This window comes from Streptomyces saintjeani (assembly GCF_055409605.1).
On record NZ_CP189624.1, the window covers coordinates 637,044 to 659,014 of the forward strand.

The 21,971-nt window shown below is 71.7% G+C and carries 13 protein-coding genes; 5 read left to right on the plus strand and 8 right to left on the minus strand.

What is annotated here, in order from left to right; all coding sequences use genetic code 11:
• Window positions 1-74: 74 nt before the first annotated feature.
• The 7 genes from ACQCO7_RS02960 to ACQCO7_RS02990 form a co-directional block, all read right to left on the minus strand.
• A complete protein-coding gene (locus ACQCO7_RS02960) occupies window positions 75-2,114 on the minus strand; it encodes a discoidin domain-containing protein (protein ID WP_464070300.1) in 2,040 nt (679 codons plus the stop codon).
• Between the two features lie 236 nt (window positions 2,115-2,350).
• A complete protein-coding gene (locus tag ACQCO7_RS02965) occupies window positions 2,351-4,183 on the minus strand; it encodes a helix-turn-helix domain-containing protein (protein WP_464070301.1) in 1,833 nt (610 codons plus the stop codon).
• Between the two features lie 140 nt (window positions 4,184-4,323).
• Window positions 4,324-5,235: a YceI family protein gene (locus tag ACQCO7_RS02970; protein ID WP_464070302.1), complete on the minus strand. Its 912-nt coding sequence runs from the start codon at window positions 5,233-5,235 to the stop codon at window positions 4,324-4,326.
• A 145-nt stretch (window positions 5,236-5,380) separates the two neighbouring features.
• Window positions 5,381-6,454, minus strand: a complete 1,074-nt coding sequence (locus ACQCO7_RS02975; protein WP_464070303.1) for a maleylacetate reductase — start codon at window positions 6,452-6,454, stop codon at window positions 5,381-5,383.
• Window positions 6,451-7,383 carry a dioxygenase family protein gene (locus ACQCO7_RS02980; protein ID WP_464070304.1) on the minus strand — a complete coding sequence of 311 codons (933 nt, stop codon included), beginning with the start codon at window positions 7,381-7,383 and terminating at the stop codon, window positions 6,451-6,453. The genes ACQCO7_RS02975 and ACQCO7_RS02980 overlap by 4 nt, the downstream gene beginning before the upstream one ends.
• A gap of 9 nt (window positions 7,384-7,392) precedes the next feature.
• Window positions 7,393-9,135: an FAD-dependent oxidoreductase gene (locus tag ACQCO7_RS02985; protein WP_464070305.1), complete on the minus strand. Its 1,743-nt coding sequence runs from the start codon at window positions 9,133-9,135 to the stop codon at window positions 7,393-7,395.
• A gap of 126 nt (window positions 9,136-9,261) precedes the next feature.
• Window positions 9,262-9,762: a MarR family winged helix-turn-helix transcriptional regulator gene (locus ACQCO7_RS02990; protein WP_464070306.1), complete on the minus strand. Its 501-nt coding sequence runs from the start codon at window positions 9,760-9,762 to the stop codon at window positions 9,262-9,264.
• A gap of 165 nt (window positions 9,763-9,927) precedes the next feature.
• Between ACQCO7_RS02990 and ACQCO7_RS02995 the strand changes: the two genes are divergently transcribed.
• On the plus strand, window positions 9,928-12,972 hold the full coding sequence (locus tag ACQCO7_RS02995; protein ID WP_464070307.1) for a beta-N-acetylglucosaminidase domain-containing protein: 3,045 nt from the start codon (window positions 9,928-9,930) through the stop codon (window positions 12,970-12,972).
• A 128-nt stretch (window positions 12,973-13,100) separates the two neighbouring features.
• Here the strand turns inward: ACQCO7_RS02995 and ACQCO7_RS03000 are convergent, their stop codons facing one another.
• Window positions 13,101-13,889, minus strand: coding sequence for a sugar isomerase domain-containing protein (locus ACQCO7_RS03000; RefSeq protein WP_464070308.1), 789 nt, complete (start codon window positions 13,887-13,889; stop codon window positions 13,101-13,103).
• Window positions 13,890-14,042: 153 nt separating this feature from the next.
• Between ACQCO7_RS03000 and ACQCO7_RS03005 the strand changes: the two genes are divergently transcribed.
• The 4 genes from ACQCO7_RS03005 (at window position 14,043) to ACQCO7_RS03020 (ending at window position 21,970) form a co-directional block, all read left to right on the plus strand.
• On the plus strand, window positions 14,043-14,927 hold the full coding sequence (locus ACQCO7_RS03005; protein WP_010360196.1) for a MurR/RpiR family transcriptional regulator: 885 nt from the start codon (window positions 14,043-14,045) through the stop codon (window positions 14,925-14,927).
• A gap of 97 nt (window positions 14,928-15,024) precedes the next feature.
• Window positions 15,025-19,299 (plus strand): glycoside hydrolase family 38 N-terminal domain-containing protein, encoded by a 4,275-nt coding sequence (locus ACQCO7_RS03010; protein ID WP_464070309.1) that lies wholly within the window; start codon window positions 15,025-15,027, stop codon window positions 19,297-19,299.
• 530 nt (window positions 19,300-19,829) lie between these two features.
• Window positions 19,830-20,435, plus strand: a complete 606-nt coding sequence (locus ACQCO7_RS03015) for a peptidylprolyl isomerase (protein WP_464077130.1) — start codon at window positions 19,830-19,832, stop codon at window positions 20,433-20,435.
• 161 nt (window positions 20,436-20,596) lie between these two features.
• Complete coding sequence (locus tag ACQCO7_RS03020; protein WP_464070310.1) at window positions 20,597-21,970, plus strand: extracellular solute-binding protein; 1,374 nt, start codon at window positions 20,597-20,599, stop codon at window positions 21,968-21,970.
• Window position 21,971 lies beyond the last annotated feature (1 nt).

The window sequence follows — 21,971 nt, forward strand, 5'->3', positions numbered from 1 at the left end:
CTGACCGTGCCGGTCCGCCGGACGTGAAAGGGCCGCGTACCCCACCGGGTGCGCGGCCCTTTCCGATGCGTCGACTATCCGCTGTAGACGCCGACTTCACGCAGCGAGTAGCCCCACTCAGTCCCCCGCTGCACACCCTGTACGCGGATGTACCGCGCCGGGGTCGCCGTGAAGCGGGCCGTGTCGAGGCCACCGTCACCGGCCGTCGTCGACCAGGCGGTACGCCAGTTGGCGCCGTCCGAGGAGACCTCGATCCGGTACGACTTGCCGTACGCCCGCTCCCAGTCCAGCGTCACCCGGCCCACCAGCTGCGTGGCGCCGAGGTCGACCTGCCAGGACTGCGCGTCGTTCCAGTCGCTGGCCCAGCGCGTGGAGTTGTCGCCGTCGATCGCCCGGCCCGGCTGGTAGCTGGTGAACGGGTTGGACTCCGAGGAACTGGCGCTCGCGGTGCCGGTGCGGGCGAGGTCGACGCCCGCCCGGTGGTCCTCGGTGGCGCCCCAGGTGCCGAGGTAGGACTCGGCGCCCCGGAAGAGGTCGCTCACCGCGTCCTGGCCGCCGACCTTGCGGATGTCCTCGATCCAGTCGGGGATGAGGCCCGCGTGCGCGGCGCCGTCGGTGTTGATGTCGAACGTGCGCTGCCCGCTGGTCTGCCGGTCGATGACCGAGCCGCCGTCGACGCTGGTGAAGGGGTACGTCACCTTCGTCGCCGTCTCGCCGCGCGGGCCGGGGTGGTCCCCGACGCCGTTGAAGTCGGTGCCGAAGCCGTAGCCGACCCCGTACTTCTCACGCAGCGCGTCCGTGCGGGCCGCCTCCTTCACGAACGCCTCGGAGCCGTGCATGTACTGCGCGACGAAACCGCCCACCGAGTAGACCCGCTCGGTCCAGTTGAGGTCCATCCAGCTGTGCGAGGAGAGCACGCCCGGGTAGGACGCGGCCTCGAACATGTCGAGCACCCGGCCGGTGGCCTTGACGCTCATGTGGTCGATCTCCAGCATCATCTTGCGCTGCATCATGCCGCGCACGGCGTACTCGCCGAGTTCGGTCAACCCCCGTTTGTTGCACTGGGCGTTGTCCTCGTAGTCGGGCACCTCGACGCCGTCCGGCAGCTCCTTCTCGGCCGTGGAGACGGCGCCGCCGATGGGGTTGTCGTGCATCGCGGTCGCGCACTTCTCGGTCTGCCAGAACGTGCCGGTCGACAGGAACTGGCCGACGTTGATGGCGGTACCGAGGCCGCCCTCGTCGAAGCGGACGCCGCACAGCGCGTTGTCGAACTTGTGGCACAGGAACATGGAGCGCACGCCGAGCCCGTACAGCTCGTCGAGGCCCTTGTCGATGTCGGCCTTGGAGCACTGCGCGATGTCCAGGACCTGCTTGCAGCCGAACGGCTCGGACGTCTCGACGCCCAGGATCACCGCCAGCTTGCCCTGTTCGATGACCTTCCGCGCCTGCTCGCTGTCGGTGACGATACGGAACCAGCCCTTGCCGGTGCCGCCGTACTGCCGGTCGATGTACGCCTGGAGGTCGTACGTCAGCTTCGCCTGGAGGCGGATCGACGTCATCTCGTCGCAGGAGCGGTCCTTGAAGAAGTAGACCGAGCAGATCACGCCGTTGGTGACGAGGTCGTTGACCAGGACGCGCTGGCCGCCGCGCCAGGCGCGCTCGATCCAGGCGTAGTAGTTGGCCTGGTGCGTCATCGAGTCGTACGCGGGCCAGTCCTTGAAGGTGGGCCAGCCGGTCGGGTCGTGCTTGCCGTCGCCGCCGTGGGTGATGTAGTCGAAGATCGCGAGGGTGCCGTCGGGGTAGTGCTCCGGGCAGTCCTTCAGCGCGTCGGCGACGCCGGCCTCCGAGAAGACCTTGCCGCAGATCAGCCGGCCACCGAACGCCTCGTTGGAGAAGAGGTGGTTGTGGGCGTCGACGAAACCGCGCACCTCTCCGGCCGCGTTCGTACCGGTGAAGGGTGCGCCGGTGACGTTGATCTGGGAGTCGGGGGTGGCGCGCGCGGTGGGGTTCCACCAGTCCGTGGCGGCCGAACTGGGGGTCGGAACCAGGGCAGTTGTGAGGAGGAGCAGGAGGAGGGCGAGCAGGGTGACGCGTCTGCGTCTGGCCGTGGTCATGGGGCGGTCCCTCGGGTCGGCGGGGGGCGCGGTCGATGAGCCGGGGGTGCGGCGTTCCCCTCACCGTTCCACGGGAGTTCCATGGGATTGTCATGACCGTCGCAAGATCTTCATGGATGAGGATCGGGGTGGAGTCGGCGCGCAGTCAAGACTTGGGAAAGACCGACTGGTCGGAATCGGCCTCGGCTTGCGGGAGTTGAGGGGTGCCGGAGTGATGGGCGCCGGGTCCGATCGCGCTACCCTCGGTAACTACGCAGCTTTCTGTACAGAGTTGCTCGTCCGATGCCCAGCGCCGAGGCCGCTCGCGCCTTGTTGCCGCCGTGCCGTTTCAACGCCTGGAGGATCGCCGTGCGTTCCGCGTCCTCCATCGGGCTGAGGGGGCGGTGGGCGGGGCCTTCCCTTACCGCGTCGGGGAGTTCGGCCTTGCGGACCGGGCCCGTGAGGCGGCGGCCCTGCGCCAACGCGTGGACGACGTGAGCGAGTTCGGTGAGGTTGCCCGGCCAGGGGTGGCGTTCCAGCGCCCGCAGGGCGTCCAGGGACCAGCTGAGCGGGGGGTGTCCCGCGGGGGGCTTCGGGGCGAGCGTCTTCAGCAACTCCGCCATGTCCTCCGGGCGTTCACGGAGGGCGGGGAGGGTGATCGTGCGGGCCGCCAGGACGTCCAGGAGGCGCTGGAGGCAGGGGCCCGGGGGCGTGCCGGGGGTGTACGTGACGTACAGCGGGGCCGTGGGGTGGGTGTCCAGGAGGGAGTTGAGGGTGGCGGTGTCGGGTGGGGTGAGGCGTTCGGCGTGGCGGAGGATCAGGGGGTGACCCGTCGTCAGGTGGCCGACCGCGTCGCCGAGTTCGGCCTCTGCCGCGTCCACCGTCCTTGCGTGCGGGGTGAGTTCGCGGGCGAGGGTGGTCTTGCCGGTGCCTCGTTCGCCGGTGATGAGCAGCGGGGGCCGGGTACGGCAGGGTTCGGCGCCGCCCCGGACGGGGGCCGGGTTCAGGACGGCGACCACTCCGACGGTCGCCTCGCCCTGCCGTACGGGGGTGAGGTCGACGCTCCGGCCGGCCACGGTGAGCCGCCGGGCCTCGGGGTCCTTGAGCGCGGCCCGTTCGAGGCGGTGGAGGTCCTCGGGGGTGAGGGCGCGGGCCGCCAGGTCGTCGACCAGCCTGCTGTGCCCGCCGAACGCCGCGACCGGGCGGTCGCCGGTGCGGGCGGAGAGGTAGGCGTCGAGGAGGAGGCGTTCGGGGGCGGTGGAGCGGGCGAGGAGTTCGGTTTCGACGGCTGCGGCGGTGGCTTCGGCGAGGGCGGCGGAGGGGTGGGGGGTGGCTAGGTGGGGCGGGGCGGGGTGGGCGGCGGAGGGGTGGAGGTTGGGGAGGTCGGTGTCCGAGAGGTGGGCCGCAGGGTGGCGAGCGGGGGCAGGGGCGGCATCGGCGGGGTGAGCCGGGGCGAAGTCGATCCCGGCGCGGTGAGCCGGGGCGGAGTCGCCGCCGGGACGGCGGACCGACCGGGCGTGGCCGTCAGGCAGGTGTGCCGTCGAGGTGGCGACGCCGGGAAGCTGGGCCGTGCAGCCCTCGCACAGCCGGGTCACGACGGTGACCGTACCGATCGGGCGCGTGGTACCCGGCGCGCGGACGGGGGCGCTGACGGCGGACGTGTCCTGCCAGTCGTCCAGGAAGTGCTCGGGCCCATGCACCTCCGCGCGGCGCCCGGTCCGCAGCGCGATGGCGGCACTGTTGGGGCCCACGCGCTCCTCGGAAAGGTCCACGCACGGATGGTCGTGCGGATGGACACCCCCGCTCCACAGCACCCGCAGCCGCGCGTCGGTGAACACCAGCGCCGACCGCCCGTCCAGCGCGGAAGCGAGCCGCTCCAGCACCGGCCGGGCCGCCTCCAGCACCGGCGCCGCCCCCACGACCGGCGGCACGTCCCCACCCGCGTCGCGCCGCACCCCGTGGAACCGGGCCCGCCGCCAGGCCGACACGACCTCCTCCGGCACCCCCTCGGGCACCGGCCCACCCGCCAGGAACCGCTCCCGGGCATGGCGGAGTCGGGTAAGGGCCGGAAGCTGCTCTGCGGTCGTCATGGCACCCCTCACCGTACTGGAACGGTTGAAGGGGCAACGAACGGGACTGTCACGGAGTGCCACCGCCCCGGGCGGTGCGGGCTTCCCGCGCCCGCCAGCCGGGCTCCCCCGGCGCCGGAGGAGCCCATGTCACTCGGTCGTCACTCCGGAGGCGTCGGCATGTCCGGGGACCGGTACATCGCCTGGACGTCCAGTTCCAGCTGGACCGTCGGGCCGACCACCGCGATGCCCCGGGCCAGCATCGAGCGCCAGTTGAGGGTGTAGTCCTCACGGTGGAGCTCGGCTGTCGCGAGGGCGGCGCAGCGGAGTTCCTCGCCGTAGCCGCCGTTCACCGTGCCCAGGTACGTCGTGTCGAGGGACACCGAGCGGCTCACGCCGTGCATCGTGAGGGTGCCCTGGAGGGTCCACTTGCTGCCGCCCCGGTAGGCGAACCGGGTGCTCTGGAAGTCGACGTACGGGAACCGCTCGACGTCGAGGAAGTCCGCCGAACGCAGGTGGTTGTCACGGGTGTTGTTGCCCGTGTTGATGCTGGCGGCGTGGATGCGGACGTGGACGCTGGAGTCGCTCATGTCCGGCGTGACGCGTATCGCGCCGTCGAACCGTTCGAACCGGCCGTGCACGTGCGCCATGCCGACGTGCTTGGCGATGAAGCGGATCGCCGTGTGCGGCGGGTCGAACGACCAGCCGCCGGGCGGCGGGAGCGGGAGCTGGCGGGCCGGCTGGAGCCGGACCAGACCGGGCGCCGGGCTGTGGCCGCCGAGCACGTCGACGGTCTCCCGGTGCGGGGTCAGCCCCTCCGCGATCGCGAGCATGCTGTACCGGCCGGGCGGCAGGACGGCGACGAAGAACCCGTACGGGTCCGTGATGCCGCGCGCGGCCACCTGGTGCGTGTCGAGGGCGGTGATCGTCACCTCGACCGCGCCCATCGGCTGGTCCACGGGGTCGACGATCGTCCACCCGGCCGAGCCCGCGCCCGCGGGCAGCGCCAGCCGCAGCCCGGTATCGGCCGCCGCGCCCTTGTCCCGTCGGCGCCGGAGCAGTCCGAGGGCCATGTTGTGTCACCTTCCTGAATTCCTGAATAGAGTCCGTGAGGCCGGTACGGCACTCACGGTCGGGGGAGCGAGGCTCCTGACCGGACAACTCCGTTTCCCTGTACGGCTGTTGAGGCATTCCCCGATGCCCGCGCCGCAAGCCTCCTCACCGCCCCCGGGGTTCCCGCCCCTCGAACGCGTCGCGCAGCACCCCCAGCACGCCGTCCGCCGTGACCTCGCGCGGATTCGGGTAGGCCGTCCCCACGGCCAGCTCCACCGCACGCCCCAAGTCCCCCTCGGTCAGCCCGAGTTCACCCAGCGATCGGGGTGCCCCGAGCCGCCCGCACAGCTCCCGCAGCGCCCCCGCCGGATCATCCGAGCCCACCGCCCGCCCGAGCCGCGCCAACGCGTCCGGCGCGGCGGGGGAGTTGAAGGCGAGGACGTACGGCAGCAGCACCGTGTGCGTCTCGGCGTGCGGCAGCCCGAAGCTGCCGCCCAGCACATGCGCCAGCTGGTGATGCAGGCCCATGACGGTCGACCCCAGCACCGCCCCGCACAGCCAGGCCCCGTACAGGGCCCGGCCGCGAGCCGCCGAGTCCCCCGGCGCCGAGGCCAGTTCGGGCAGCGCGCCGGCCATCGCCCGCGCCCCCTCCGCCGCCATCAGCTGGAGCAGCGGCGACACCCCCGGCGAGTACAGCCCCTCGGCGGCATGCGCGATCGCGTTGACGCCGCTCGTCACCGACAGGTCCACCGGCATGCCGACGGTCAGGTCGGGGTCGTACACGACACTGCGCGGCAGCACCGCCGGATCACGGCCCGTGCGCTTCACCCCGTTCTCGGTGAGCCCCCACACGGGCGTCATCTCCGAGCCGGAGTACGTCGTCGGTACGGCGATCAGCGGCAGCCCGGCGCGCAGGGCGAGCGCCTTGCCGAGCCCGATCGCGGAACCGCCGCCCACGGCCACGCAGCCGTCGGCCTTCAGCGAGGAAGCCACCTCCACGGCCCGCTCGGCGACTTCGACCGGAACATGCATCCGGGCCTCCGCGTGCACCCCCACGCACACCGCCCCGAGCGCGTGGGCGACCCGCTCCGCGACCTCCGCCCCACGCGCGCCGCTCACCACCAACACCCGCTCCAGGCCCAGCCGTTCGGCCTCCCCCGGCACAGCGCTCGTCGACGCGCCGGACCGCAGCACCACCCGCGACCCCGGCACGTCGTGCACGAACTCCACGCCGGTCACCGCGCGTTGAGGACGAGGTCGAAGCGGGCGTGCCGGAAGGGGTTCGCGACGCCGAACTCCCGTGCCAGGGCGGGGTCGTCGGTCGTGGCGAAGTCCTGCACCAGGCTCTCCTTCACTGCGAACACCGCGTCGGAGTCGAGGTACCGGCCGCCCGCGACGAAGATGTGCGTGGTGACCGGCGTGTGCTCCGGCGCGGACGCGATGAAGTGGATGTGCGCGGGCCGGTACGGGTGGCGTCCGGTCGCCCGCAGCAGGTCGCCGACCGGGCCGTCCGTGGGGATCGGGTACGCGTCCGGCACGCACGTCCGGAACCAGAACCGTCCCTCGCCGTCGGCGGTGAACAACCCGCGCCCGTTGCCCGGGGGCTGGACGTCGGGCTGCTGGACGTCGTAGAAGCCCTCGGCGTCGGCCTGCCACACGTCGAGGACCGCGCCCGGCAGGGGAGTTCCGTCGCCGGACAGCACCCGCCCGCTCACCACGCACGGTTCGCCGGTGCCCAACAGGTCGATGTCCGCGCCGAGTTCACGCACCGGCGACTCGGTCATGTGGAACGGCCCGAGGACCGTCGACTCGGTGCCGGGCCCGGTGTCGCCGTTCACCGTCTCGACCAGCATCGACACGCCGAGCACGTCGGACAGGAGGATGAACTCCTGCCGGGTGTCGGTGCACGTCTGCCCGGTCGCGGTGAGGAAGCCGATCGCCCGCTCCCACTCCTCGCCGGTCAGCCGGGTCTCGCGGACGAAGTCGTGCAGATGCCGGGTGAGGGAGCCGAGCAGCTCGCGCAGCCGGGGATCGGCCGTACCGGCGAAGCTCTCGACGACCGCACCGGTCAGCTCGTCGGAGGAACCGCCCGGCTCCCCCGCCGGCCTCGCGTTCGTCCCGGCCCCGGCCGCTTCGGCAGACCCCGCGCTCATGGATTCCGTACTCATACGACTCCCTCAGCCCCGCCCGAGCACCCGCCCGAGCGCCTCCGACAACCGCCGTCCAGCATCCTCCGGCGCCCCCGCGTACCGGAACGCGACATACCCGTCCGGCCGGACGAGGAGCACGCCCGTGTCCGGCACCTCCCGCAGCCGGGCCCAGTCGCCGTACGGGTCGTCGTACTCCTGACCAGGGCCGATGACCACGGACTCCAGGCCGAGCGCGTCCGCCGCGCGGACCCAGTCCTCGCCGCCGATGCCGGTCAGGACCGTGAAGCGGCCCTTGCCGACCGTGTCCAGCGTGGACAGGGTGCGCGCCCCGGAGGTGATCCAGGCGTGCGGGAGCTTCGCGCCGGGGCGGGACGACGGCTGGTGGTACAGCTCCGGGTCACGGTCGAAGCCGGGGTCGGGCGTGCCGTCCGGGACGACCGCGTCGGACGCGTACCGCTGGTTCAGGTCGACGCCGTGCGCGTTGAACTCGTACGCCTTGAACGCGATCGCCTCCCGCAGCCGCTCCCGGCGCTTCTCCGCCGCCGCGCCGGCGTCCTTGCGGCCCTCGATGTTGGCGCGCAGTTGCGCGGGGGTCTGCGGGGCGAGCAGGTCGAGGGCCTCGAAGACGGGAGCCGTCTCGCCGATCGACTGGTTGGCGCGGGTGACGATCTGCCGCCCGACCGGCGCGCGTTCGGCGCTGTACGTGTCGAGCAGCTTCGGGCTCGCCGTCCCTTCCAGGACCAGCTTCAGCTTCCACGCCAGGTTGTACGCGTCCTGGATCGACGTGTTGGAGCCGAGGCCGTTGGACGGCGGGTGGCGGTGCACGGCGTCCCCGGCGCAGAGGACACGGCCGTTGGAGTAGGTCTCGGCGTACAGGTCGTTGACGGTCCACGCGGACGACGACTTGATGGTGACGGGTATCTCGTCGTCGCCGATCAGCTTCCGTACGACCGACTCCGCGTACTGCGTGGTCAGATCGGGGGCGCCCGCGTCCACGTCGTACCCCCACACGATCATCCACTCGTGCCAGGGCCGTACGCACCGCACCAGCCCCGCCCCGATGCCGCCGACGGTCGCGCCCGGCGTGAGGACCCAGTACAGGGTGGACGGGCGGTGCGCGGTGTACTTGGTCAGGTCCGCGTCGAAGACGATGTTGATGCTGCCGGCCACGCCCATGCGGCCGACCGTCGGCAGCCCGGCGTCCTGCGCGACCTGCGAACGGCCGCCGTCCGCGCCGATCAGGTACTTCGCGCGGATCGTGTACTCGTCGCCGCGCACCCGGTCCTCGACGGTCACGGTCACGCCGAACTCGTCCTGCACGAACGACTTGTAGACCGTGCTGTACCGGAACACCGTGCCGCGCGCGATCGCCGCGTCCACCAGGACCGGTTCCATCAGGTGCTGCGGCATGTCGCACATCCGCGTGGGGCTCGCGAGGTCGTGCTCGGCCTGGACGAGGGGGTCGTTGCCCCACGACCGCAGCCGGCCCAGCTCTTCACCGGCGAGGCTGGTGCAGAACGTCGTGTTCCCCATGAGGTGTTGGGGCGTCGCCTGCGCGACGACCTCGTCCTCGACGCCGAGGTCCCGCAGCACCTCCATCGTCCGCTGGTTCGTGATGTGCGCACGCGGCGTGTCCGCGAGGCTCCCGTACCGGGTGACGACCATGTTCGCCACCCCGTACGTACTCAACGCCAACGCCGCCGAGGCACCTGCGGGGCCACTGCCAACAATAAGGACGTCGGTCACGACATCGGGCTCGACGGTGTGCACGGGAACGCTCCGGGGAAGTGAGGGGGATCTTCCAAGATCATGAACCGGAGGGGGCGGGGGTGGGTGTCTCAGTTCGAGACAGTGGGGCGGGTTTGGGACTCACTGAGGGACGTCGCTGTCCGGCGTTCACGAACCCTGGATCTCCGTCTCCGCGTGCGCCAAGAAGTCGCCCACCATCCGCCCGAACAGTGCTGCGAGCCGCTCCCTGTCCTCCGGGGACCACTCCGCGAGGGCCTGGGCGATGCTGCGGCGGCTCACCTCGCGGACGCGCTGCGCCGCGGCGAGGCCCGCCTCCGTGAGGTGGATGCGCTGGGCGCGGCGGTCGTCGGGGTCGGGGGTGCGGATGAGGTAGCCGGCTTTTTCGAGCTGGCCGAGCTGGCGGGTCACGTGCGACGCCTCCACCGAGAGGCGCGCGGCGAGGACGCCGGGGCGTTGGGGGGACGGGTCGCTGGAGAGGTGGCGGAGGATGCTGACGGCGGCCCGGTCCAGGGTGACACCGCTCGCGGCCATGAGCTGTTCGTGCCGACGCATCCGCCCCGAGTGCAGCGTGAGGCGGTTGAAGTGGCGCTCGATCTCCGTGACCTCTCCGGAGGCCGGTGACAGGGGGGTGGGCGGCGTTGGGGTCATGATCCCAGCCTACCCGTTAGTTGCGTAACTTAAGTAACCGGAATCCGGCCGCCACGGGTCGCGCCGCACGCTTCGGCCCCCGAAAGCCCCCGACAAGGGCCGGTTCACCCCCTTGCTCTGCGCGCCCCCATTGAATGATCCATTCAACCTCACTACCATACGCCGATGGATTCATTCACCCATGCGCTACGCAGGCGACTCCCCCTCGCCCTGCTGCTGGCCCTCGGGCTGACTCTTCCCACCTCTCCCCCCACCTCCGCCGCCCCGGCGGCCCCAGCGGCTCCACTCCCCCAGGTCTGGCCCACCCCGCAGCACATGACGGCGGGACGGGGCTCGGTCGCCGTGCCGAGCCGGGTCGTGGAGGTGGTCGGCGAGAAGACCGACCCCGCCGCCCGCAAGGCCGTCGAGACGGCGCTGCGCGACGCCGGCGCCGACCACATCGTCACCGTCACGGCAGGACATCGCCCCCCACCGGCGGCCCTCACCGTCTACGTGGGCGGCCCCACGGAGAACCCCGACACGGCCCGAGCCCTGCGCACACTGCGCGCCCCGGCCCCCACCGGCCTCCCGGCGGAGGGCTACGTCCTCGCCTCGGGCAAGCGCACCCTCGCCCTCGCGGGCGTCGACGCCACCGGCACCTTCTACGCCGCCCAGACCCTCCGCCAGCTCCTGACGGGACGTCAACTCCCGGACGTCACAGTCAAGGACTGGCCCACGGCCGGACTCAGGGGCGTGATCGAGGGCTTCTACGGCACCCCCTGGTCGCACGCGGCACGCCTGGCCCAACTCGACTTCTACGGCCGCACGAAGCAGAACGTGTACGTCTACTCCCCCAAGAACGACGCCTACTTGAGGGCACGCTGGCGGGACGAGTACCCGCCGGCGGCGCTCGCGACCATCAAGGAACTGGTCGACAGGGCGACGGAGAACCACGTCCGCTTCACCTACGCCCTCTCCCCCGGCCTGTCGGTCTGCTACTCCTCGCAGGACGACATCGCGGCGCTGGTACGGAAGTTCGCCTCGCTGTACGACATCGGCGTGCGCTCGTTCGCGATCCCGCTGGACGACATCAGCTACACGAAGTGGAACTGCGCGGCGGACGGGACGAAGTTCGGCACGGGCGGCGCGGCGGCCGGTGAAGCCCAGTCGTACCTGCTGAACGAGGCGTGGAAGGCGTTCTCCCAAGGCCGGTCAGGGCTGAGCCCGCTGGAGATGGTCCCCACGGAGTACTCCGACCTCGCCGACAGCCCGTACAAGACGGCACTGCGTGAGCGGCTCGGCAAGGACGTCGTCGTGGAGTGGACCGGAACCGCCACGATTCCCCCGGTGATCACCACCGCCCAGACCGAGCGAGCCCGCGAGGTGTACGGGCACCCCATCCTGATCTGGGACAACTACCCGGTGAACGACTACGTCACGAGCCGCCTCCTCCTCGGCCCGTACACGGGCCGCGAGCCCGGCGTGGCCACCGAGGTCACCGGCATCACGGCGAACCCGATGATCCAGCCGGAGGCCAGCAAGCTGGCGCTGTTCACCTCGGCGGCCTACCTCTGGAACCCCCACGCGTACGACCCCCGCAAGGCGTTCCTCGCCTCGGTCCGCGACCTCGCGGGCCCGGCGGCGGAGAGCTGGCTGCGGATCTTCGCGGAGAACCAGTACTCCTCGGCGCTGAACACCACCGAGTCCCCCACCCTGACGAAGCTGATCGCGGACTTCCGCGACGGGTACGGCGAGCGGGCCACGGCGGCCCTGCGCGCCTACTTCACCGACATGGCGGCAACGCCCGCCCAGTTGCGCGCCCGCCTCGCCAACCCCGGTTTCCTCAAGGAGAGTTCGGCCTGGCTGGACAAGCTGGGCGCGTACGGCAGTGCCGGACTCACCGCTGTGGACCTGCTGCTGGCGCACCGGCAGGGCGACACGGAGGCCGTGTCCCGCCTCTGGAACCGCCTCCAGTCCGAGCGCAAGGCCCTCGACGCGGTCCCCCAGCAGATCTCCCCCGGCGTCATGGACCAGTTCCTGTTCCGCACGTCCCTGGAGAACGCCCCCGCCCCCGGCCCCGACGCCACCTTCACCCCGACGTCCCTCTCCCTGAAACCCGGCGAGAAGGCGACGGTCAAGCTCAGCTTCTCCCAACCAGGCTCGGCGCAATGGCAGTTGACCGTCCCCGAGGGCCTCACGGCGACCCCGTCCACCGGCACCGCCACCACGGCGACGATCACCCTGACAGCCGCCGCGAACGCCGAACCCGGCGTCCGGTCCCTGAACGTCACCGGCGCCCTCCCCCGCACCCTCCCCGTCCAGATCACCACCGGCGACGGCACCTTGCGCGCCCTCACCGCCAACTTCAGCGGCGCCTCGGTCAGTTCGATCGACCTCGCGTCCGGCACCAGCACCGAGATCAAGACCGGCGCCAACCCCGGTGACGTGACGGTGAGTTCGGACGGCCGTACGGCGTACGCGGCGAACCAGGGCGCCAACACGGTCAGCGTCATCGACGTGTCCACGGGCACGGTCACGGCGACGGTCCCCGTCGGCAGGGTCCCGGCGGGCCTCGCGCTGACGCCCGACGGGAAGACCCTCTGGGTCGCGAACTACACGGACGGCACGGTCCAGCCGATCGACACGGCGACGCTCAAGCCGGGTACGCCGGTCAAGGCCGGCAAGGGCCCCGAGAACCTGACGATCACGCCGGACGGCAAGACCCTGTACGTCCCGAACATCAGCGGCAACACGGTCACCCCGGTGGACCTGGCAACGAACAAGGCGGGCAAGGCGATCCCGGTCGGCCCGCGTCCCTTCAACGTGGTCGCCGCTCCCGACAGCAGGACGGTGTACGTCTCCAACTCGGGCGGCTCGACGATCACCCCGATCGACACGGCGACGAACGACACGAAGCCGACGTACCTGGTCACGGGCCAGGCGTACGGCCTGACGATCACCCCGGACGGCCGCACGCTCTGGGTCACCGCCAGCACGGGCAGCACGGCCACGCCGATCGACACGGTGACGGGCGCCCCGGGAACCCCGGTGACGGTGGGCAGGTCGGCGTTCGACGCGGCTCCGAACTGGAACGGCGACACGGTCTACGTGACGACGGCCGACGAGAACCAACTCGTGCCGCTGAACACGGCGACCGGCAAGCCCGGAACGCCGCTGCCGACGGGCGCGTACCCGTTGGCGGCGACGGTGACGGGGGTGCCGGTGAGGTAGACGCAAGAAGCGGTGGCCGCCAAACCAACGGCGACCACCGCTTCCTTTAGGGGCGCGGGGCTGTATCAATTTGCGGCTCCGCCGCGCGGGCGCGACCAGCCACATCGGACCCGCAGCCGACGAACTACCTAGCTCGCGGTCCGCCGGATCCGGCCCTCGTACCGCTTCTCCAGCTCCAGGTTCCCCTCGAAGCCCCCCGGTACGTTCGCCGACACGTACACCGGCGGCCGGTCCCCCGACTCGATCAGCTGGCCCGCCGCCTCGGCCACAGCCATCTGCACCAGCATCACCCCGGTCAGCGTGGACAGCGCGCACACCGCCCCACCGTCCGGCAGCGGCAGCAGCGCGTCCCCGCGCGGCGCCGCGTTGTCCAGCACCACGTCCGCCAGATCCGCCAGCTTCTTCCCGCTCGGGTGCTTGGCCGGAACGGCACGCGTGTGGGCGAGGGACGTGATCGCGAGGAGCTTGTGCCCGTGTTCCTTCGCCTGGATCGCCATCTCGACGATCACGTTGTTGACGCCGGAGTTGGAGACGACGACGAAGAGGTCCTGCGGCCGGGGCGCGGCGAGGTCGTACAGCCGGGCGGCGACGCCGGGCTCGCGTTCGAGGAGCGGGTCGTCGAGAGCGCTGGGCGCGTCGCCGCCGAAGAGGACGAGGTCGGGGACCTGGAGCCGGTTGGTGGGCACGAACCCGCCCGCGCGGCCCGCGAGTTCGAGGACGAGGGCCTGCGAGTGGCCGGTGCCGAACGCCTGGATGACCCCGTCGTCGCGGACGCACTGCGCGATGAGGGCGGCGGCCCGGGACACGTCGTCCCGGCATGTCTCGACGAGGCGGGAGAGGACGTCGAGTCCCTCCTTGGCGAAGCGTTCCGCGCTCACTGACTCGTTGGCGGACTCGTTGGCGGACTCGACGGTCACCTGGGCACTCCCCACTGATTGATGGCTCAAACCACCCTGATATAGCAAACAGGTGAATCAATAAATCACAGAGACCGGCCCACCGGCAATGAGGCACGTATCCGGTCCTGGTATTCATCCGACCAGTCAGTCGGTGGCTGGTACCTTCTCCTCATGCCCACGACCGACGTCACCACACTGATCCGCACCGAGTTGCCGAGGCTGGCCGGCTCCCTGAGGAAGGTCGGTGAGCTGATCCTGGAGGACCCGGCCGCCGTCACCCACTGTTCGGCGGCGGAGCTGGGCCGGCGCACCGGCACCTCACAGGCGACGGTGACCCGTTTCTGCCGGGCGATCGGCCTGGACTCCTACCAGCACCTGCTGATCGAGCTGGCGCAGGAGCGCGGCCGGGGCGAGGCGTCGGACTGGGGGACGGCGGAGATCGGCCCGGACATCTCGCCGGACGACAGCCTGGAACGGGTCGTTCAGGTGGTCGGCAGCGCGGACCTGCGGGCGATCCAGCAGACGGTGGACCGGATCGACCTGGACGCCCTGGAGCGCGGCGCGCAGGCGCTGGCCAGGGCCCGCAGGATCGACGTGTACGGCGTCGGCGGCAGCGGCGCGGTCGCGCAGGAGACGGAGACGCGGCTGTTCCGGATCGGCTGCGCGGTGCGCGGCTGGACGGAGGTGCACGGCGCGGCGACCTCGGCGGCGCTGCTGACCCCGGCGGACGTGGCGATCGGCATCTCGCACTCGGGGTCGACGCGGGAGACGCTGGAGCCGTTCGAGATGGCGAAGGAGCGGGGCGCGACGACGATCGCGCTGACCACGGACCCGCGCTCCCCACTGGCCCGCGCGGCCGACGTACGGCTGATCTCGGCCACCTCGGAGACCAGCTTCCGCACCGGCTCGATCGGCGGCCGGCACTCGGTCCTGATGATCGTGGACTGCCTGTACGTACGGGTCGCGCAGCTCTCCTACCAGCGGGCCAGCGCCTCCCTCGCGCTGACCGACCACATCACCCCGCAGCACGCGGTGAAGGCACGCCGCGCACGCTGATCATGCATGGCTCAACCAACCTCGATACCCAGAAGTGGTTGATTGAACCACCGCTCGATGCCACTATGAGGCTCCCTCGACATCCCGTAGGAGCCCCATGCGTGTCATCTCCGTCGAGTCGACCGAGCTGTTCACCGGCGCCGCCGAGCATCCGCACCAGGTGGTGGCCGTCGAGATCGGGCACGACCCCGGCCGCCAGGTCCGGCTGACGCTCACGGGCGACGGCGTCCACGGCGTCGACGAGCCGCTCGTCACGATCGGCGAGGACGGCACCGTACGCGCCGAGATATCCGTGACGTCCGAGGGGATCGAGCCCGGCGACAAGCGCGAGATCACGGTCACCGCCGAGGACGCCTCCCAGAACGAGACCGTCCGCCACACCGCCGAATTCACCGCCGCCGAGCCCGGCTGGACGATGTTCATGGTGAGCCACTTCCACTACGACCCCGTCTGGTGGAACACGCAGGCCGCCTACACGGAGACCTGGGACGTCGCCGACGACGCGTCCAGCGGCCTCCCCGCCCGCACCTTCGACTCGCGCGGCCAGTCCGGCATGAGCCTGGTCCGCGCGCACTGCGACCTCGCGCGGCGCGATCCGGCGTACACGTTCGTCCTCGCGGAGGTCGACTACCTCAAGCCGTACTGGGACTCCTTCCCCGAAGAGCGGGCGTTCCTGCGGGAGTTGATCCGCACCGGGCGCATCGAGATCATGGGCGGCACCTACAACGAGCCCAACACGAACCTCACCGGCGCCGAGGCGACCGTCCGCAACGCGCTGTACGGCGACGGGTTCCAGCGCGGCATCATGGGCGCGGAGCCGGACACCGCCTGGCAGTTGGACGCGTTCGGCCACGACCCGCAGTTCCCGGGCCTGATGGCGGACGCGGACATCTCCACCAGCTCCTGGGCGCGCGGCCCCTTCCACCAGTGGGGCCCGACGCTGTCGGTGTTCGGCGAGGAGCCCCGCGACCCCCAACGCATGCAGTTCCAGGCGGAGTTCAACTGGATCGCCCCCTCCGGGCGGGGCCTGCTGACGGCGTACATGGTCAACCACTACGGCGCCGGGTGGGCCATCGACAACGCGCCCACCCTCCCCGAGGCCGAACAGGCCGCGCTGAAGCTCTTCAAGGGGCTGAAGAAGGTCGCGCTCACGAAGAACGTGATGCTGCCGGTCGGCGGTGACTACGCGCCGCCGTGCCGCTGGGTGATGGGCATCCACCGGGACTGGAACACGCGGTACGTCTGGCCGAGGTTCGTCAGCGCGATCCCCCGCGACTTCTTCGCCGCCGTACGCGCCGAGCTGGAGACCGAGGGCCGGGTCGCCTCGCCGCAGACGCGGGACATGAACCCGATCTACACCGGCAAGGACGTGTCGTACATCGACACCAAACAGGCCCAGCGGTACGGCGAGTCGCTGCTGTCCGACGCCGAGTCCTGGGCGACGCTCGCCTCCCTCGTGACCGGGCACCCGTACCCGGACGCGGCGCTCGACAAGGCGTGGCGCCAGCTCATCTACGGCGCCCACCACGACGCGATCACCGGCTCCGAGTCGGACCAGGTGTACGTCGATCTCCTCACCGGCTGGCGGGAGTTGTACGACCTGGCGCGCGACGTCCACGCGGACGCGACCGACGCGCTGGCCTCCCGCGTCGTCCCGCTCCCCGGCGGCACCCCGGACCTGGTCGTGTTCAACTCGGCGACCTGGCAACGGCGTGACACCCTCACGGTCGACGACCCGGGCCTGGTCCCGCTGGACGTCACCGGCCTGCCGCTGCCCGCCGTACGCGAGGACGGCCGACTGACCGTCGTCGTGCCGGAGGTGCCCGGCATGGGCCTCAAGGCCCTTTCCCTCGCGGAGGGTTCGGTGCCGGGGTGGACGCGCGGCGACGGGGCGACGATCCGCAACGCGTACTACGAGGTCACCGTCGATCCCGCGCGCGGCGGCGGGGTCAGCAGTCTGCGCGCGCTCGACGAGGACGCGCACGGCCGGGAGCTGCTGCGGGACGGCGACATCGGCAACGAGCTCGTCGTGCAGGAGGAGTTCGCCCGTCACCCCCGCTTCGGCGAGGGCCCCTGGCACCTCACGCCGACCGGAACCACCGCCGCACGCAGCGGACTTGTCGCAGCTGACATCGATGTCGAGCACTCCCCCGCCGGGTCCCGCATCACCGTGCGCGGCGACCTCGGGCTCTTCCGGTACACGCAGCGCATCACGCTGTGGGCGGGTGTCGACCGGCTCGACGTGTCGACGACCCTCGACGGCTACGACGGCACCGACCGGCTGATCCGGGTGCGGTGGCCGTCGGACGTGCGGGGCGGGCTGCCGGTGCACGAGGTCGCGGACGCGGTGATCGGGCGCGGGTTCGGGTTCGTGGAGGTGGACAGCGAGCGGTTCCCGTGGACGCTGGACAACCCGGCCAACACGTGGTTCGGGCTCGGCTCGACGGCACGGGTCGCCGTGCACGGCACGGACGGGCCGCTGCTGGGCGAACGGGCCATCGGCGTCGCCGAGTTGATCTACCCGGACTGGGGCAGCGCCGGTGAGCTGGGGACTTCGCTCGCCGCGGCCCTCGTACGCGTCGGGGTCACGGCGACCTCGACGATCGCGGGCGGGCAGCGGTACGGCGATCTGGAGGTCGACTCCAACCTGCCGGACATCCGGATCGCCGTCGGCGGGCCCGAGCGCAACGCGCTGGTCGCCGAGGCGCTCGGCTGGGACCCGGCCGCCGCGCGTGAACTGCGCAGGCAGCTCACCGAGTCGGGCCTCGCGGCCGTGTGGGTCGCGCCGCGTGCCTCGCTGCGCGAGGAGTGGGTGCCCGGCGCGGACCTGCGGGACCTGGAGCGGCTGCCGCTGCTCGTGGTCGCGGGCGTCGACGCCGAGCAGGACGCGAAGGCCGTCGACGCGCTGATCACGGACCTGGAGGACGCCGTCGTCCACGCCACCGCCGCAGGGGGCGGGGAGGCGCTGCCGCCCGGGGACGCGTGGGACGGGCGGAGCTTCGCCGTCCTGAACCGGGGGACGCCGGGGTGTGTCGTCACCGCCTCGGGCGACCTCTACATGTCGCTGATGCGGTCCTGCACGGGCTGGCCGTCCGGGATCTGGGTCGACCCGCCGCGCCGGACCGCGCCCGACGGGTCCGGGTTCCAGCTCCAGCACTGGTCGCACACGTTCGAGTACGCGGTCCTCGCGGGCGCCGGGGACTGGCGCGAGCAGCGGCTCCCGCAGGCCGGGCACGCGTTCAACCGGCCGCTGACCGGGCGTATCCGTACGGGAGCCAAGGTCGTCACCGGGTTGCCCCGGGCGGCGACGCTGTTCGCCGTCGAGCCGGAGGGGCGGGTGGTGGTGGACGCTCTGAAGGCCGCCGGTTCGCCGCTGGCCCGGGGTGGGTCGGAGGTCGTCGATCCGGGCCGGGGTGTGGTCGTGCGGGTGCACGAGGTGGAGGGGCGTTCCGTGCGGGCCCGGGTGACGGGGCCCGTCGCGTGGGAGTCCGCCGTCCGGTCCGATGTGCTGGAGCGGGCCGGGGAGGAGCTTGAGGCCGACCGGGGTGTGGGGTTCGGGCTGGGCGGGTTCGAGGTGGGGACGGTGATGGCGGTTCCGGGCGCGACCGCCCTGCCGTGCACGGGTGCTGAGCCTGTCGCCGGGCACGAGCCCGCGCAGCCCGTCTACACGCGGTACTGGCTCCACAACTCCGGTCCCGCGCCGCGCGGCAACTTCCCCGTCGCCCTCTACCTCTCCCCCACCGCCCTCACCGTCTCCGGCCCGGTCACGACGACGGTCCGCGTCTCCTCGGAACTGACCGACGCGCCGGCCTCCGGCTCCGTAAGGCTGCTGCTGCCGGACGGCTGGACCGCGTCGCCGCCCGTCGTCCCGTACGACCTGGCGCCGGGCGGCTTCAGCCTCGCCGAGGTCACCGTCGTACCGCCACCGGACGCGGCTCCCGGCCGGCACTGGCTCGCCGGGCGGCTGTCGTACGGCGGTCAGGTGTACGAGGACGTCGTCGCCCTCGATGTGCCCGGCGAGGTGCCTTCCGGTGAGCCCGACGGGCGGACCGGGCCGACGCTGGTCACGTCCCTCGGCGTGGACCGGGTTCGGGTGCGGCGGGGTGAGCGGGTGACCGTGCCGGTGCGGCTGCGCAATACGACGCGGGGCACCGTGAACGGGCAGTTGTGGGCGGTGTCCGCGTGGGGGACCTGGGCGGGGGTGTCACCGGGGTTGCAGGGGTTCGCGGTGCCCGCCGGGGAGAGCGTCGAGGCGGGGATCGAGGTGGACGCGTCCGTGGTCGCGCCGGGGGCGTACTGGCTGATGGCCAAGGTGGGCTGGCACGGGTGCGTGGCGTACACCGAGGCGGTCGTGGTGGAGGTGACGGAGTGAGCGGGGAGGTGGTGGGAGCTATGGGCTCGCGGGCCGGGTCGGGGGGACCGAACGGGCCGGCGGGCAGCGCCTGGGCACACGTGTCGGCCGGGCCGGAGAGCGACGTCGGCGCGATCACCCCGGCGGGGCCAGGCAGCGAGGCCGGGCCGGAGAGCGGCTTCGGCGCACACGCCTCGGCCGGGCGCGACTCGGACACCCTCGCGGCGCCACACATCCCGGCGAGGCAGAAAGGCGACTCCAGCGCACCCACCTCAACCGAGCCCGGCCCGGACACCCCCGCAGCACCACACATCCCGGCACGGCCGAAAGGCGACTCCAGCGCACCCACCTCGGCCGGGCCCGGCTCGGATGCCTCGGCGGAGCCACGAGGCCCGGCATGGCCGGAAGACGGTACGCGGCTTGTCGTGCCGTCCCCGGACGCCCCAGCCGTCGCACCAACCCCGGCCCACGCCTCGCACCCGCACCCGCACCCGCACCCGCACCCGCACCCGCACCCGCACAACCATCACCACCCACCCCTCGCCGCCACCATCGCCGGAAGCGCCGTTCCGGCCTCCCGGGTGGACGCCGTTCTCGACGCCGTTCCCGCCCGTGACCGGGCCACCCGGCCCGAGGGGCTGGCCCGGGACGAGCGGCAGCGCAGGCGGTGGGCGACTCAGGTGGTCGTCGTCGACGAGCTGGCCCGGCGGGCCTGTGTCGCGCGGGGGCTGGCGCCGCCGCCCGAGCTGGTGCCGGGGCGGGTGCTCGGGGTGTCCGGGACGGATGTCGCGGATCTGGGGAGCATCGTCGCCGTGGCGCTCGCGCACTCCGCCGCCGCTCGGGCGCTGCTGGCGGCGCTGGAGGGGGAGCAGCGGGTCGGGGAGGCGGACGTGCGGGAGTACTACGAGCGCAATCCCGACCGTTTCCTGACGCCGGAGGCGCTGCGGCGGGGTGTCGACCCGTTCCGGGGTGCGAAGGCGCGGGATCTCGTGCCGTACGCGCGCGTGCGGGACGGCGTCGAGGGCGAGTTGCGGCGTGCGCGGGGGCGGCAGGCGTTCTTCGACTGGCTGGACCGGGAGCGGGCCGGTGTGCAGTACACGCACGGTCACGAGCACCCCGGCGATCCGGCGCACCCGGACCATGAACACCGGCATTAGCAGGGGTGTGTCCACCTATGGGGCCACCTCACAGTGACCGCCCCGGCAACGCACGGAACCGAAACGCAACACGCAAACCATTGACCTCCGATGAATTCTGGTCCACCTTTTCATCATTCGGAGTCCAACTTGGTGATTTGAACCAGCGGGAAGGCCCAGGTATGCGCGCGAGAACACTGACTGGAACCATGGCGGGCGTCGTCGTCCTGGCCCTGACGGCGGCGGGCTGCGGCCTCTCCGGCGGCGGCTCGGACGACGGTGGCGCCAAGGCGGGCGGCTGTAGCGTCGACAAGGCGAACGTCGGTTCCGGGAAGCTCACCGGTGACGCGAAGGGCGAGATCACCTTCCAGACGACGAACCTGAAGAAGGACTTCTCGAAGTACTTCGACGGCGTGATCGCGGCCTTCGAGAAGGCCAACCCCGGCGCGAAGGTCAAGTGGATCGACGACCCGGGCGACTCGACGTTCACCCAGCGGCTCGTGTCGGACGCGCAGGCGTGCACGCTCCCGGACGTCGTCAACATCAACGTCAACACGGCCGAGGCGCTCACCAAGACGGGTTACCTGCTGAACCTGGACCAGAAGGCCCCGGACGCCGGCAAGCCCTTCGTCCCCGGCCTGTGGGACTCCAGCACGTACGCCGACGCGGCCGGCCAGAAGGTGCACAGCGTCCTGCCCTGGTACTCGGGCGGCATCGTGCAGACCTTCAACACCGAGCTGATGAAGAAGGCCGGCCTCGACCCGGCGAAACCTCCGACCACCGTCCTCGGCATGTTCGCCGACGCGGAGAAGATCGCGAAGGCGTCGGACGGCGACTACTACGCCTTCCTCGCCAACCCGCAGCTCCGCATCCCCGCCGACTGGCAGCAGATGGGGATCAAGATCTTCGCCGCCGACGGCAAGAAGTTCACGTTCGCCGACGACCCGAAGACCGTCCAGTGGGTCGAGGGGATGACGAAGCTCTACAAGGACGGCGCGATGCCGCGCGACTCGATCTCCTCGAACCAGGACCCGTCCACGGTCTACGGCCAGGGCAAGCTGGTGTACGGCGCGTCGAACCCGAACTACCTGCGGTTCATCGAGCAGAACAACCCGACCGTCTACAAGAAGACCGGCGTGGCCCGCTACATGCTGGACAGCCTCGGCCACACGGTCGGCGCCCCGCAGTACATCGGCGTCGCCTCCACCAGCAAGCACGCGGCGACCGCGCTGGCCTTCGCGCAGTTCCTGACGAACGCGCAGAACCAGCTCACCTGGGCGAAGGACCCGAACGTCGTCATCTTCCCCTCGACGACCGCCTCCCTGGACGACCCGTTCTTCCAGTCGGTCAAGGGTGACGACCCCTTCGCGGACGCCCGCAAGATCGTCGCCAGCGACCGCAAGACCGCCACGGCCGACGAAGTCGCCCTCACCCCGGGCGAGTTGAACGCGGCGACCGCTCAGGTGCAGCTCGCGATGCAGGGCAAGAAGAGCGCCCAGGACGCCCTGAACGACGCACAGAAGAAGATGAACGAGCTGATCGCGCAGGGCAGTTGAG